The 13,361-nt window shown below is 59.8% G+C and carries 14 protein-coding genes; 12 read left to right on the top strand and 2 right to left on the bottom strand.

What is annotated here, in order from left to right:
- Positions 1-104 precede the first annotated feature (104 nt).
- From KJA79_RS01170 to KJA79_RS01125, 10 genes are all read left to right on the top strand, one after another.
- Positions 105-1,649, top strand: coding sequence for a PAS domain-containing sensor histidine kinase (locus tag KJA79_RS01170; RefSeq protein WP_213040176.1), 1,545 nt, complete (start codon positions 105-107; stop codon positions 1,647-1,649).
- The gene (locus tag KJA79_RS01165; RefSeq protein WP_213040175.1) at positions 1,646-2,299 is read left to right on the top strand and encodes a response regulator; all 654 of its coding nucleotides are present in this window, start codon (positions 1,646-1,648) and stop codon (positions 2,297-2,299) included. The genes KJA79_RS01170 and KJA79_RS01165 overlap by 4 nt, the downstream gene beginning before the upstream one ends.
- A gap of 526 nt (positions 2,300-2,825) precedes the next feature.
- Positions 2,826-6,470, top strand: coding sequence for a PAS domain S-box protein (locus KJA79_RS01160; RefSeq protein WP_213040174.1), 3,645 nt, complete (start codon positions 2,826-2,828; stop codon positions 6,468-6,470).
- 18 nt (positions 6,471-6,488) lie between these two features.
- A complete protein-coding gene (locus KJA79_RS01155; RefSeq protein WP_213040173.1) occupies positions 6,489-7,883 on the top strand; it encodes a sigma-54-dependent transcriptional regulator in 1,395 nt (464 codons plus the stop codon).
- 331 nt (positions 7,884-8,214) lie between these two features.
- The gene (locus KJA79_RS01150; RefSeq protein WP_213040172.1) at positions 8,215-8,550 is read left to right on the top strand and encodes a hypothetical protein; all 336 of its coding nucleotides are present in this window, start codon (positions 8,215-8,217) and stop codon (positions 8,548-8,550) included.
- Positions 8,547-8,870, top strand: coding sequence for a response regulator transcription factor (locus KJA79_RS01145; protein WP_213040171.1), 324 nt, complete (start codon positions 8,547-8,549; stop codon positions 8,868-8,870). The genes KJA79_RS01150 and KJA79_RS01145 overlap by 4 nt, the downstream gene beginning before the upstream one ends.
- Before the next feature lie 149 nt (positions 8,871-9,019).
- Entirely contained in the window at positions 9,020-9,412 is a 393-nt protein-coding gene (locus tag KJA79_RS01140) for a nuclear transport factor 2 family protein (protein ID WP_080878658.1), read from the top strand.
- Positions 9,370-9,840, top strand: a complete 471-nt coding sequence (locus KJA79_RS01135; RefSeq protein ID WP_213040170.1) for a hypothetical protein — start codon at positions 9,370-9,372, stop codon at positions 9,838-9,840. Before KJA79_RS01140 ends, KJA79_RS01135 begins: the two co-directional genes overlap by 43 nt.
- A 403-nt stretch (positions 9,841-10,243) precedes the next feature.
- A complete protein-coding gene (locus tag KJA79_RS01130; RefSeq protein WP_213040169.1) occupies positions 10,244-10,489 on the top strand; it encodes a hypothetical protein in 246 nt (81 codons plus the stop codon).
- A gap of 43 nt (positions 10,490-10,532) precedes the next feature.
- Positions 10,533-10,883, top strand: a complete 351-nt coding sequence (locus KJA79_RS01125; RefSeq protein ID WP_213040168.1) for a LuxR C-terminal-related transcriptional regulator — start codon at positions 10,533-10,535, stop codon at positions 10,881-10,883.
- Positions 10,884-10,967: 84 nt separating this feature from the next.
- On the opposite strand, the gene KJA79_RS01120 is transcribed toward KJA79_RS01125, so the two are convergent.
- Positions 10,968-11,204 (bottom strand): hypothetical protein, encoded by a 237-nt coding sequence (locus KJA79_RS01120; RefSeq protein ID WP_213040167.1) that lies wholly within the window; start codon positions 11,202-11,204, stop codon positions 10,968-10,970.
- Positions 11,205-11,413: 209 nt separating this feature from the next.
- Between KJA79_RS01120 and KJA79_RS01115 the strand changes: the two genes are divergently transcribed.
- Positions 11,414-11,674, top strand: a complete 261-nt coding sequence (locus tag KJA79_RS01115) for a CBU_0592 family membrane protein (protein WP_213040166.1) — start codon at positions 11,414-11,416, stop codon at positions 11,672-11,674.
- 48 nt (positions 11,675-11,722) lie between these two features.
- The gene (locus tag KJA79_RS01110) at positions 11,723-12,205 is read left to right on the top strand and encodes a hypothetical protein (protein WP_213040165.1); all 483 of its coding nucleotides are present in this window, start codon (positions 11,723-11,725) and stop codon (positions 12,203-12,205) included.
- Positions 12,206-12,249: 44 nt separating this feature from the next.
- On the opposite strand, the gene ygfZ is transcribed toward KJA79_RS01110, so the two are convergent.
- Positions 12,250-13,344, bottom strand: coding sequence for a CAF17-like 4Fe-4S cluster assembly/insertion protein YgfZ (gene ygfZ, locus KJA79_RS01105; RefSeq protein WP_213040164.1), 1,095 nt, complete (start codon positions 13,342-13,344; stop codon positions 12,250-12,252).
- Positions 13,345-13,361 lie beyond the last annotated feature (17 nt).

Here is a 13,361-nt window from a genome sequence, read left to right as displayed (position 1 = left end):
TGTGGGTGCGTGATGGGCGGGAGCACGGGTGACTTGTAAGCATCTCTCTACTGTGGGCCGGTCATCATGCGGCTGCGGCTGTTTCCTGAACCGAAGGCGTCTCGATGAACAGTGACAGGATCGCATTCGGTGACGATGGGTTGACGAGGGTTGCGGTGATCTTCACCAGGCCAGACGGGATCATCAGCAGTTTCAGCCACGCTGCCGAGCGATTACTCGGCGTGACTGCGGAGACCGTGGTCGGGCACCTCACCCCGGCCGCTTTTCATGACCCCCTCGAGTTGGACGCTCGGCGACGCACGATCGTGGCTCAGGTTGGCACGGTGATCGAGGATCCGTTCGGAGTGATTGTCGGATTGGTCAGCTTGGGGCAGATGGTCGAGGAGGAGTGGACGTACATCGATGGTACTGGCTGCCGGATTCCGGTGCGCCTCTTTGTCAGTGCTCTGCCTGACAAGCGCGGGAACATTGTGGGTTATTGTTTTGTCGTCAAGGATCGTCGAGGCCAGCTGCAGGCGGAAGCCTTACTCCAACGTCAAGCGAAGTTGCTCGATTTGGCCAACGATGCGATCCTCGTGCGCGACCTGGTGAGTGATACGATTACGTATTGGAACGAGGGCGCGGTGCGGCTGTACGGATGGACGTCCGGGGAAGCGTTGGGTGCGTATATTCACGAATTCTTACACACGACCTTTCCGTGCCCGCTGGAGGAGATTAAGCGGGAATTCTTGCAGGCAGGGTTGTGGCGGGGCGAATTGGTGCATCGGACGCGCGCGGGACGGACCATCACGGTGTCGAGCCGGTGGACGTTGCTCCGTGATTCATCGGGAGTCCCGAGCGGCAGTCTCGAATTGAACACGGATATTACCGAACAGAAGCGGACACAGGAAGCATTGACGCATGCGCATGAGGAGTTGGAGGCGCGGGTGCTGGAGCGTACGGCGGCATTGCGCGAGGCGAACGAGCGATTACGCATACTGTCCCGTCGGTTGATGGAAATTCAAGAGTCGGAGCGCCGTGCGATTGCGCGTGATTTGCACGATGAAATCGGCCAAGCGCTCACGGCGATCAAGCTCAATTTGCGAGAAATTCGCACGGTGCCTGGCAGTGAGGCGGTGGAGAATCAAATCGTCGATAGTCTGGAGATTCTTGGGCAGGTGCTGCAACGTGTCCGCAGTTTGGCCCTGGATTTACGGCCATCGCTGTTGGACGAACTGGGGTTGGGCCCGGCTCTCAGATGGTACGTCGGCCGGCAGGCGGAGCGCGCGGGGTGGGAGGCCCTGGTGTCTGTTGAGGCGCTGACAAGCCGGCCCTCGCCTGAGGTTGAGATCGCCTGTTTCCGGCTGACGCAGGAAGCGTTGACCAATGTCGCGCGCCACTCGCAGGCGAGCAAGGTGGAAGTGCGCTTGGAGCGCGCGCATCAGGAATTGACGCTGGTCATTCGTGACAATGGCATCGGGTTCGATCTGGAGATGGTTCGGGCGGGTGCCAGAGCCGGCACCAGTGTCGGGTTGTCCGGGATGGAGGAACGCGTTCAACTTGCCGGTGGAACGGTCACGATCACGTCCGCTCCTGCTGCAGGGACCGAAATTCGTGCGTCGTTTCCCCTCGCCGCGGCATCCGAGAGCAGTCGGGAGGATCTGCAATGAACACGATTCGGGTGTTGCTGGCCGAGGATCACACATTGGTGCGCGCCGGATTTCGGGCATTGCTGGAGAAGCTGGATAAGGTTGAGGTTGTTGGGGAGGTGAGTGATGGTCGAGAGGCGGTGCGCGCCGCCAGAGCACTAGCTCCCGACGTGGTTCTGATGGATATCGCGATGTCGGGGATGAACGGGCTGGAGGCCACGAGTCGCATGCGGCAGGAATGCCCCAAGGCGAAAGTGATCATGCTCACGATGTATACAAACGAGGAATATCTGAAAGAGGCGTTACGATCCGGGGCATCCGGCTATCTTCTGAAGGACGCCGACCGTTCAGAGTTGGAACTTGCGCTTAAAACGGTGTGTCGAGGAGAAACCTATTTGACCTCGGCCATGGCCAAATTCACCCTGGACGCCTATTGTCGTGAAGGCACCGCCGCGGCAGGTCCATTGGGCAAACTCACGGCGCGTCAACGGGAAATCCTGCAGTTGATTGCCGAGGGCAGCTCCACCAAAGAGATTGCTCATCGGCTCGACCTGAGCGTCAAGACCGTGGAGACGCATCGCGCCCAACTAATGGAACGGCTTGAAATTCATGACGTTCCTGGATTGGTACGACTGGCCATTCGGACCGGACTGATCGGGGCCGATCAGTAACGGAATGCATTGAACCCAAGGCGTTCGCCGAATCGTCCATCTGCCCCAACGCTCGTCTCACTTCCGGCTTGAGCTCGTGGCGCTACGTGGGGGAGAGGTCTCGTGGCTCGGGACATGGCTGACGCTTGTGGGGTGCAGGAAATTTCCCGTCATCCGAAGGACCTGTGGATACGAACGGCGCTCCATGCGGTGAGCGGTTTTGCCGCTCACGGTCGGCGGCGTGAAATAGGGGGACAAGCAACCAGGGCCACCACGTTCGTGCCTCAAGCCTCCCGCTCCCCCCAACTCGAGACCGCGACGCTCCACTTCTTCCGACGAGTTACGCACGGTTATCCTGGCTGATCGCGCCTCTTCTGCATGGACGATCCGTCAATGCACCCCATCCCGCCTCTCCCTCGGTAGGGCCGCAGTAGGGCCGATTGCCCGGGTTTACGTCCCCGTCGCAGACGCGTATCTTACCGGTGTTTGTCTGACAGACGACTCGCGTATCGGTCATTCGCCGTGACGGGCGAGGAAACGTACGATCATGCTGGCCGTGATTGGTCTGATGACTGCCGGAGTGTTCGCGCTGGATGCGATGATTCCGCTCGGCCATGTCGTCTGGTTGTTGTATCTGCTCCCTCTCTGGCTCAGTTCACGATGTGTGTCGCCAACCGTCCCGCTGCGGTATGCCTCGCTCTGTACAGTTCTACTTGGAGCCGGTGTTGTCCTGGCGCCGCCAGGTATCGAAGTGCGTACGGCGTTGTTCAATCGGACATTGGGCGTAGGAATAGTGTGGGGCGGCGCCTTCCTCCTGAGTCAACGTCGCGCCGCTGAAGCGGCGCTGCGCGCTGCGAACAACCGACTGGAATTGCGGGTAGCAGAGCAGACGCAGAGTTTGACGGCTGCCAATAGTCGACTGACTCAGCAATTGGTCGAGCAGCAACAGGCCGAGGAGGCTCGGCGAGCGAGCGACGAACGGTATCGCGAGCTGGTCGAGCAGGCCGGCGATATCATCTATCGGACTGATGCAGCCGGTCGGTTTACCTATTGCAATCCCACCTCGCTCCGCATCCTCGGGTATCTGCCTGAAGAATTGCTGGGGCGTCATTATCTGGAGATTGTCCTGCCGCCATGTCGAGCGCAAACTGAGCGGTTTTATGGGCGGCAGTTTGTGCGAAAAGTGCCACGAACCGTGTATGAGGTGCCGGTTGCCACGAAGGACGGGCGCGACGTGTGGCTGGGACAACATGCGCAATTATTGATGGAGGGGGAGACTGTCAGCGGCTTTCAGGTCGTGGCACGCGATATTACGGAGCGGAAACGGGTCGAGCAGGCCTTACGTGAAAGCGAAGAACGCTTTTCCAAAGCCTTTCAAAGCAGCCCGGCCGGCATGGCCATCAGTCGTCTGGAAGACGGGCGGGTGCTCGACGTCAACGACGCCTTTGTGCGGGTGTCAGGATTCAGCCGCGGAGAACTCATCGGCATGTCGTCGCTCGAGGTCGGAATCTGGGTCAATCCCGAAGACCGTCAACAGTTGGCGGACACCCTTCGTCGGGATGGATTCCTCCGGAACCTGGAGAAGGCGTTTCGCACAAAATCCGGTGAAGTGCGGCAAGGACTGTTCAACGTGGAACCGGTCTGTATCGGCAGGGAGAATTGCCTGCTGACGCTCGTGTTGGACATTACCAGACGCACGGAGGCGGAAGCGGCCCTACGCCACAGTCAGTCCGTGTTGCAGGTACACCAGCACGCGCTGATGCGTCTGACCAAGAGTCAACACATTGGGTCGGGGGACTGGCAGGCGGCTCTCGAGGAGTTGATGCGGACATCCGCGCAGGCCTTGGCGGTCGATCGCGCCAGCGTCTGGTTACTGGACCGAAACGGGGCCATGCTGGACTGTGCGGAGTTGTACGAGCAGCGTGTGGCACAGCACTCACGCGGGCAGCGCCTGAATGTCGCGCAGTACCCTCGCTACTTTGCCGAACTGCTTCGAGAGCAAGTGGTCGACGCCCACGATGTGGATCGGGATCCTCGCACGTCCGAACTGCTGCCTGCGTATCTCCAGCCTTTGGGTATTGTTTCCCTGTTGGATGTGCCGATTTTCTTCGGGGGGCGGCTGGCGGGCGTGGTGTGCCATGAACGGATCGGCGTGCCGCGTGCCTGGACCAGTGAGGAGACGCAGTTTGCGACGTCCATCGGGAATCTTGTGACGTTGGCCTACGAGGCGAAGCAGCGCCAGGAGGCGGAGAGCGCGCTGGTGATGGCAAAGGAGGCGGCGGAGTTCGCCAATCGGGCCAAGAGCGATTTCCTCGCCACGATGAGCCATGAAATCAGAACTCCGATGAACGCCATCGTGGGCATGGCGGATTTGTTGTCCGAAACGTCGCTGAACGAGGATCAGCGGGAGTATGTGCAGATTTTTCGAGATGCGGGGAGCAACCTGCTGAGTCTGATCAACGACGTGCTCGACCTGTCAAAAATTGAAGCCGGACATCTGGATCTGGATATCGTCGATTTCGACCTCAACGATTTGGTGCAGCGCGCGGCCGAATTAGTCGCCGTGCGCGCCGCCGAGAAGAATTTGGAGTTGGCCTACCAGATTCAGCCCGATGTGCCGACCTCGCTGGTCGGGGACCCGAACCGACTGCGGCAGGTGCTGCTGAATCTGTTGGGGAATGCCATCAAGTTCACGGATCAGGGGGAGGTCGTGCTGCGAGTGGAGTGCGATCCGCAGGCGGATGGGCCGGGAAATCTTCTGTTCACCGTGCGGGATACGGGTATCGGGATTCCAACGGACAAGCTGGCGGTCATTTTCGAACGGTTTACCCAGGTCGATTCGTCGATGACCCGGCCATACAGCGGGAGCGGCCTCGGGTTGACGATTTCCCGGCGTTTAGTCGAGCGAATGGGCGGGAAGATGTGGGTGGAGAGTGAGGTCGGCAAGGGCAGCCTCTTCAGCTTTAGCGCCAAGTTCGCCGTCCATCTCCAACCGGTCCCGGCCGTTCCTCCGGCACAGTGGGAGCAATTGGCCGGCTTACGCACCTTGATCGTGGACGATAATGCCACCAATCGTCTGATTGTGCGAGAAACGCTGACGGGCTGGGGAATCCCTGCTGTCGAGGCGTCCGGCGGTGATGAGGCGTTGGAGGAATTGCGTCGCGCAGCGAAGGCCGGTGTCCCGTATCGCCTGGTGATTCTCGACGTGCGCATGCCGAAGCTCAGCGGGTGGGAGGTTGCGGAGACCATCGCCCGTTCACCCTGGCTGGCGGGATTGTCTTTGATCATGCTGACGTCGGAACGCCGAGCCGGTGATCAGGCTCGCGCGCGGGAATGCGGAGTGGTGCGGTATCTCACCAAGCCGTTCCGGCGATCGGATTTGTTCAATGGCATGATGGCGGTCATCGGTAAGACTGCATCGGCCGAGGGGCATGGGGACCTGCCCGGTTCCCCAAAGGAGCCCTCCAGCCCGGTAGACGGTAGGGCCGGACTGTCGATTCTGCTGGCCGAAGACTTTGTGGACAATCGTCGCATGATGGAATTCTATTTCAAGGCGACGCCGCATCGGGTCGAAACAGCAGCCAACGGCCAGGTGGCGGTCGAGATGTTTCTGCGGGGATCGTACGATTTGGTCTTGATGGACATCCAGATGCCCGTCATGGATGGTTATGCGGCGACAAAGGCCATTCGAGCCTGGGAACGGGAGCAGGGCCGACCCCCGGTTCCCATACTGGCCCTCACGGCCAATGCGCTGCAAGGTGAAGTGCAGCGCAGTCTTGAGGCGGGGTGTACGGCCCACCTCACGAAACCGATTCGTAAGGCGCGACTGATGGAAGCGATTCAGTTGTATTCCCAAACAGCAGCGCTAGCACCGTCGCGGTCTGACGCGGCCTTGGCTCCTGTTGTGCTACAGCTCAGCGGAGAGTTCGAGTCGCTCATGCCGGGGTTTCTGGAACGTCGGCGCCAGGACCTGGTCCAGATCGCGGATGCGGTAGAACGCGAAGACTATGTCCTGGTCCGTGAAATCGGCCATGGCCTCAAGGGCGCCGGAGGGACCTACGGACTCGACGCCATCAGCGCGTATGGGCGGGCTCTCGAGGCGGCGGCGGAACGCAAGGACGGAGCGGCGGTGCGGGAGACGCTGAACGCGTGCACCAGCTATCTGGATCGCCTGCAAGTGGTCTATGTGTAAGTAAAGGGTGGAACAGTCATGCGCGTGTTGCTGGTGGAAGACCACATCGACATTCGGCGTTTGTTTGAACAGGTCATCGACGCGCGCGGGCATGAGGTGACGGCCTGCGGGGATGGGGAGTCGGCCTGGGAGGCCTACAGTCGGCGAGCCTTTGAACTGGTGCTGCTCGATTGGGAGTTGCGTGGCGGCGGCATGGACGGGCTGCAGTTGTGCCGCGCCATCCGATCGAGTCCGGGCGGTGATCGCTGCGTGATTGTCATGATTACGGCGCATGATTCACCGGATGCCTTGCGGACGGCGTTGCAGGCAGGCGTCAACGACTATCTGGTGAAGCCCGTCGGCGTCGAGTTTCTGAAACTGCGTCTGACGATTGCGGAGCAATGGGTGGAAAGCGTCCGACGGCGATTTGCGGCAGAGGATCAGGCTCAAGCGCTCCAATCGCAGTTGGCGGATCACGGAAAATTTCATGACTTGATCGGCCGGAGCCCGTCCATGGTGGTGTTGTACGAAGAAATCCAGAAGATCGCCGCGGTGGATGCGACCGTCCTGATCGAGGGAGAAACCGGCACGGGGAAGGAATTGGTGGCCCGTGCGATCCATCTCACCAGTCGGCGGGCACCCCACACATTTCTGGCCGTCAATTGTGCGGGGTTCACCGACTCGATTCTCGGCAGCCAGTTGTTCGGCCATAAAAAGGGGGCGTTCACCGGCGCCATCGACAACCAGGAAGGGGTTTTTGAGGCGGCGGAGGGAGGCACGCTGTTCCTGGACGAGATCGGCGATATTTCCCCCGCAGTCCAGACGAGCCTCCTGCGTGTCTTGCAGGAGCGGGAAGTGACGCGCTTGGGCGAGTCTAAACCACGGAAGGTCGATGTCCGTCTGGTGGTGGCGACGCACCATAACCTGGCGGAGGATGTGGAAAAGGGGACGTTCCGGAGAGATCTGTTGTATCGCATCAAGGTCGCACGGCTCCATCTGACGCCGTTGCGTGACCGGCCGACGGATATTCCCCTGCTGGTCCATGCCTTTCTCGGGCAGTTTCGCTCCGTCATGGAAAAGTCGGTGTTCCAGGTCAGCCCGGAGGCGTTGCAACTCCTGACCGCCTATCCCTGGCCCGGTAATGTGCGGGAACTGAAAAGCGCGGTGGAATCGGCGCTCATTCATTGCAAAGGGACGGTCGTGCAGGTCGGGGATCTCCCGCCGGAGATCAGGCATCCCGAGCCGAAGTCGACCTATGTTCCTCTCCAGCGTGACGATGAGCGGACCCGTATGCTAGGGGCCCTTCAGCAGACGGGCGGGAATCGTTCCGAGGCGGCTCGATTATTGGGCATGAGCCGCCGGACGTTCTATCGGCGTCTGGCCGAATATGATGTGGCCGCCTCCGAAGACACCGCTCAAGATTTTCGCCCGTGACCTTGCTCGATGCAGGCGCGAAAATCTTCCCCCTATGACACACCAGAATATCCATCCGATGATCAGGTGCCGCTTCTCGCAGATCTCCTCCGCATAGGCCGAACGGTCCAAAACTTAGATTCAGGCCTGGGTCACATCCGAGTATCGCCGACAGGTGTGCGCTGCGCCACATGAGACAGGTGTGGCACAGCACGTTGTGCCATCTCCTTGACACATGGCACCTCCGGCTGGTGGGCGTCTTGGCGTAAATCCCTAGTTTTTCCTCAACCTTCTCTCGGCAACAGCCATGGCATGATCCTTGATGGGTAGGTTCAGTGATTGTCGGAGAGTGATGGTCGGGTCAAGAAATCGGCAGCTGGCGCAGCATCAAGAGGCGCAGATGGGGTTCGCAGGGTTTTTCATCTCAACCGGTTCTGATCACGACGTGTTGATGACGATTCCGTCCTCGTCGCGGGGTGCCTTTGATCAACCGGTCGTCGCAGAGCAGATTGATGGGCGCTGGATCGATATGGGCCGCCTCCCGCATCAGGACCTGGTCGAATCGGACTCGGGCGGTCGGGGCCGTGTTGAGCTGCTTGCTAGGGCTGGTGCCGATTTCGTCGGGTTTTCTTGGTCATCTTCGTTCACAGTTGAATGTGTGGGCTCGGTAATAAAGGAGAGCAAATGATGTGGAATGACAATGAGAATGTCTTGCGGTTCAGTCGGGAGGGGAATCTGCGTGAGGTTCCGCCGGGAACGGATGCTGTGGCGAGCAGCAGCACGATGACCAGGCGCCGTCCGGAAGATCTGACCCCGAGAGAGCAGGAAATTCTGCAGTTGGTCTGGGCGGGGTTGACGAACCGAACGATCGCTGAGCAGCTGCATATCAGCATCAAGACGGCGGAGGCCCACCGGGCCAACATGATGAAGAAGCTTCGGGTCTCCAATATCGCGCAACTCTTGAAGACGGCGCTGGAAGAGGGGCTGCTCGCCACCCATGCGGGCTGATGGGACTCGCGGCGGCCTGCACTCTCGAGAGAAGTCCCACTCTCGGCGGTGCAACGGCTCCCCGTGAGTCCGCCCCCTCACCGCGTAATTGAGGCTCGCACCGGCAACGGTGTTTGCAGTACAATGCCGCACCGTTGCCGGAGCCAGCCGTGGTCGAACAACGCATCGAAGAAATCACGCGCGCCAATCTCGCCTTCTATGCCGCCTTTGAAAGTCTGGACATGCTCCAGATGGACAAAGTGTGGGCACATCTTGAGTATGTGACCTGCATTCATCCCGGCTGGAGCCTTCGCAGTGACTGGCCGGCCGTGCGCGACTCCTGGGTCCTGATCTTCAACAACACGTTCTCCATGAAGTTTGAACTGTCCGACGTGCAAGTGCAGGTGGCCGGGGATCTTGGTTGGGTCATCTGTACCGAACACCTGACCAGTCGTCAGGACGATCAGCCGGTAGAAACGCGCGTCCTTGCCACCAATTTGTTCGAGCGGATCGGCGACGAATGGTTGATGATCCACCATCATGGCAGCCCGGTGATGGGGTAGCCGCTGCCGTGCGGGTCGCGTCCTCTGCGAGGAGACGGGGCTATCGGCCCTTGTACTGGATGGGGTTGGGGTGCGTACTGCTTTCCGGCTGCACGACGGTCGCGCAGATCACGAGCTTGTCGGATGAATCGTGCCATCGGACCGTGCAAAGCCAACTTGAATCCATCCTCCTGGAAGAAGGTGAACAGCCAGAAGTGGCCAATCGCCTGGCCGTGAACACGACGGTGGTCTTGGCGACCGGCTCCCTTGGCCCTCGTCCATTCGGTGTCTCCTCACCCTCCGGTGCCGACTACAGCTTCTTCGTCCAACTCAAAGGCGACCAATGTTTCTTGCGGCTGTACGGCCGGAGGAAAGGGTTCACTCGCTACATCAACAATCTCACCTATATCGCCACTCGTTCGTTAGAAGGCTGCGCCTGCTCCGAGTAGGCATCTCCTGATCCCCGGCCTCGTTCGCGTCATTCGGCATTCTCGCAGCGCCCTTCCCTGTCCGGTTGTTCTGTTTCCTCTGCAACTGAATGATTGGTCGGCCTTGTAGGTCCAGGTGTCCATGCGGTGTCTCAGACCGTCTCATAACGTCTTATTGGCACAGTCGTCGTGTCTGTGGCACAGGTGAATCGGCAAGCGCGTGAGGCCGACGCCATACGCAACGCCTCGTTATTGTTGAGTACTCTTGGCAGTTTTCCGTCCGGCACGAGCTTTGATATGCACAGGGTCGTGTTGGTAGGGAGAAGTCCCTGGGGAGTTGTCGGGAGCGGCTGAGTCAACAGCAACGCGAACGAAAGACCCCAGTGCCACAGAGGGTGCCGGGATACAACAAGGAGGCGTGATCATGATGGTGAAGGGGTTCCTGCTGAAGGATCAGGAAGAGCAGGAGTATTTGTTGGCGATTCAACCGGCCACGCATGGCATGTTCGAACGGTTGATCGTACGTCAGAAGGTGGATGGAGGATGGGTCGAACTGAACGGCAATGCACAGGGGGCCTGGCAACCACGCACGCAAGCGATTACGGCCGTATTGGGGTATCTGCAACGCTTGTGGGACACCTCGAAACCCGTCACGGTTCGAGAAAACTGAGGGGCAGTTTTTGGGGTAGAGTCATGAAGGAGGACGAAGAGGTATGTTGGCCGAAATGGACGAGAATGAGGTGAGCGACAGAGACCGGAGCCGGACGAGAGTGTCAAAAGCCGGTCGTGCGGAGTCGCCGGAGCCGGTACCAACCGACGGGAAACGCAGGCCGGAGGATCTCACACCGCGCGAGTTGGAGATTCTCCGACTGATCTGGGAAGGGCATACGAACCGGAGCATCGCAGCAGGCTTGAAGATCAGCATGAAGACTGCCGATACTCATCGCGCCAATATGATGAAGAAGTTGCGGGCGTCCAACACGGCGCAGTTGCTGAAGGCGGCCTTGGAGCGCAAGTTACTTCAGACGACGGATGTCAAAGCGCGCTTCAGCGGAGTACAGTGACCGGTGAGCCGGCCTGGGGGGAGTGCTCGGCGTCCCTGTGTGAGATACCATCAAGAACAGGGCAGCGCGAGTCGGAACCCTGGATTAGAGCCCAGGAATGGGGTGAGGGAGGTCTTTCGTCGCCAAGGTCTGAAGCCATTCGGCCGCAATGGTATCACGCTCTTCCATTGACAGTCCCGCATACTTACGGAACATCTGCGGCCCTCGCCGCCTTCGCCAGGTCAGAAATCCGAGGAAGTGATCCTTGCAGATAGAACGGGTGCCGGCCGGCGCGTAGACTCTCGCCTGACAACCATCGATTAAGCAACTCTGTCCGCTCATCTGTGCCTCCCCTTGGTTGTGGCGAAGTATGCCGGAGATCGATCCGCAAATGCAACGTGGCGGCTCGGCTTCGTCGGCCATTCTCAGGCCGATGGCGGCGGGGCGGCCTCTGATTCCTTCCGGGGAATTTCCACTTGCAATCCTGTCAAACAGCCAGGTACCGTACCCCGTTCTCCAGTCCGCTTCGGACCGAGGGTGCGAGCCTATCCATGGTCATGCAGGTCATATCGGTGGCCGGAGCGCTGATGGTGCTCCTGGCCTACGGGTTGAATCAGGCCGGTACGTGGCGGGAACTGGACGCCGGTTACCTGGCGCTGAATATCATGGGGTCGCTGCTGCTGGGGATCGTAGCGATAGAAGATCGACGGGTGGGGTTCGTGTTGTTGGAATTTGCGTGGGCTGGGATAGCTCTGGTCGGAGTGGCTCGGGCAATTCGAGCCCGACGTGCCGCGCACAGCCTCGAATCATAGACGACAGCATACGCAGGAGACAGTCTTGTAACGAAGGAGTAAGGCGTTATGGCAGGGTTGATGTCGGCAGACGAGATTTTTGAAAAAGCGAAGGATGCGGCGGTCGGAGCGACCAATGCGGATGAGAAGGCGCTTCAGATCGATTATGAAGCCTTGCAACTGAAGTTTCGTGCGGCGCTGGGCGATCGCAAGGTGGCACGTTGCCACATCAATAAGTTTTTGCCGGAAGGTTATGAGGATCAGGGGCGGTTCAACCTGGTGCTCCTGACGGCCGGCAATGTCATTTTCGACATCGTCATCGGTGATTCCTACTTCCGTTACGACGTGGTGTCGGTCGGGCAGTTGGACAAGGTTCAGATCATTGATGCGATGTGGGACAACCGGGAAAAGCGCCGCGAGGAGCCCTTCCTGAGCCTCCGGCTGATGCACGCCGAAGAAACACACCTATTGCTGGCCTTGGACGACGAGGAGCGAAAGAGCGTGCTCGGGTTTGCGTCTGCCGTGACGGCTGTCCGCAATCCGGAAAAATAGCCAGCCAGTGCCATGCTGGCGGGCCTGGGGGCGTGTTCAATCTCCTACTGAGAATGAGCGTAGAAGGGAAGGGCATGGACGGTAGCCGAACGGCGCGTCCCTGCCACTTCCACGGTCAGTTCGGTGCCGGACGCCGAAAAGTCACGCAGCGGGAAACCGAACGCCAACACCGCATTGCGTCCCGGTGAAAACGCCGCGCTGCTGATCCAGCCGACCTCACGATCCCCGCTGAACAGTTTTGAGCCTCGTGGTGGAATCGCGTGATCCTGAATCAGTAGGCCGACCAGGTGTCGACGCACGTTTCCATAGGTATCCATCCTCGCCACGACCTCTTGTCCCGGATAACAGCCCTTCGAGAGACTGAAGGCTTTCCCTTCCAAGTTCGCTTCCGGAGGGACGATCTCCTCATTGAGGTCGGGCCCGGCTTTGGGAAGGCCCGCTTCGATCCTCAACAGCTCGCGTGCCTGTGCGCCGACCGGTCTGATACCGAACGGGGCTCCGGCGGTCATTAGTTGTTCCCAGGCCGGGACTACCGCCTCTGCGGGCAGCAACAGTTCCAGATCGCATTCCCCCGTCTCTTCGGTGCGTAGGATCAACGCCTGCTGGCCGTTGATGGTGAGGGCCATCGTGTGCAACAGGGGCAACGTGCCCACATCTGCGCCGAACGCGGCCTTGACGGTCTCCGCCGATTTTGGTCCGCTCACCAGCAGCAAGCCCCAGGTGTCGGTGCAGGGTTCCATCTTGGCTTTGGTGCCGTAGAGCAGAAATTTTCGCAGGGCCTGAAACGTCGCATCACCGACTTCGCCCACGTCTTCGATCCACACCGCGTCGCTCTGGATGTAGACCCGAAAATAGCCGAGCATCTTCCCTTTGTGCGTCAGAAAACTGGAATAGCGGCCCTGTCCAGGCTGGAGGGGAAGAATGTCGTTGCTGAGGATGCTCTGGAGCCACTTGATGCGGTCGTCGCCGGTCACTCGCAGCTTGCCGCGGTGGGATAGGTCGGACAACCCGACGGCTGTTCGCACCCCGGTATATTCTGCCGACGCATCGCCATAGTGGCCCGGCATCGACCATCCCGTCGTTTCTTCGAAGGTAGCCCCGAGTTGCTGGTGATGAGCCTGGAGTCGTGATTGTTTCATGGGAATCTGCGATCCTC

Origin of the sequence: Nitrospira defluvii (assembly GCF_905220995.1) — a bacterium.
GTDB lineage: Bacteria > Nitrospirota > Nitrospiria > Nitrospirales > Nitrospiraceae > Nitrospira_A > Nitrospira_A defluvii_C.
Note: the sequence above shows the minus strand (reverse complement) of the source record. Positions and strands in the feature narration are given on the sequence as shown.

What these genes read in the sequence shown, in the direction of transcription:
- KJA79_RS01135 (WP_213040170.1), top strand. Translation starts at nt 9,370, where the DNA reads ATGGTTGATGATCCACCATCATGGCAGCCCGGTGATGGGGTAGCCGCT.
- KJA79_RS01125 (WP_213040168.1), top strand. Translation starts at nt 10,533, where the DNA reads ATGTTGGCCGAAATGGACGAGAATGAGGTGAGCGACAGAGACCGGAGC.
- KJA79_RS01145 (WP_213040171.1), top strand. Translation starts at nt 8,547, where the DNA reads ATGATGTGGAATGACAATGAGAATGTCTTGCGGTTCAGTCGGGAGGGG.
- KJA79_RS01155 (WP_213040173.1), top strand. Translation starts at nt 6,489, where the DNA reads ATGCGCGTGTTGCTGGTGGAAGACCACATCGACATTCGGCGTTTGTTT.
- KJA79_RS01170 (WP_213040176.1), top strand. Translation starts at nt 105, where the DNA reads ATGAACAGTGACAGGATCGCATTCGGTGACGATGGGTTGACGAGGGTT.
- ygfZ (WP_213040164.1), bottom strand. Translation starts at nt 13,344, where the DNA reads ATGAAACAATCACGACTCCAGGCTCATCACCAGCAACTCGGGGCTACC.
- KJA79_RS01130 (WP_213040169.1), top strand. Translation starts at nt 10,244, where the DNA reads ATGATGGTGAAGGGGTTCCTGCTGAAGGATCAGGAAGAGCAGGAGTAT.
- KJA79_RS01115 (WP_213040166.1), top strand. Translation starts at nt 11,414, where the DNA reads ATGGTCATGCAGGTCATATCGGTGGCCGGAGCGCTGATGGTGCTCCTG.
- KJA79_RS01160 (WP_213040174.1), top strand. Translation starts at nt 2,826, where the DNA reads ATGCTGGCCGTGATTGGTCTGATGACTGCCGGAGTGTTCGCGCTGGAT.
- KJA79_RS01165 (WP_213040175.1), top strand. Translation starts at nt 1,646, where the DNA reads ATGAACACGATTCGGGTGTTGCTGGCCGAGGATCACACATTGGTGCGC.
- KJA79_RS01150 (WP_213040172.1), top strand. Translation starts at nt 8,215, where the DNA reads ATGGTCGGGTCAAGAAATCGGCAGCTGGCGCAGCATCAAGAGGCGCAG.
- KJA79_RS01120 (WP_213040167.1), bottom strand. Translation starts at nt 11,204, where the DNA reads ATGAGCGGACAGAGTTGCTTAATCGATGGTTGTCAGGCGAGAGTCTAC.
- KJA79_RS01110 (WP_213040165.1), top strand. Translation starts at nt 11,723, where the DNA reads ATGGCAGGGTTGATGTCGGCAGACGAGATTTTTGAAAAAGCGAAGGAT.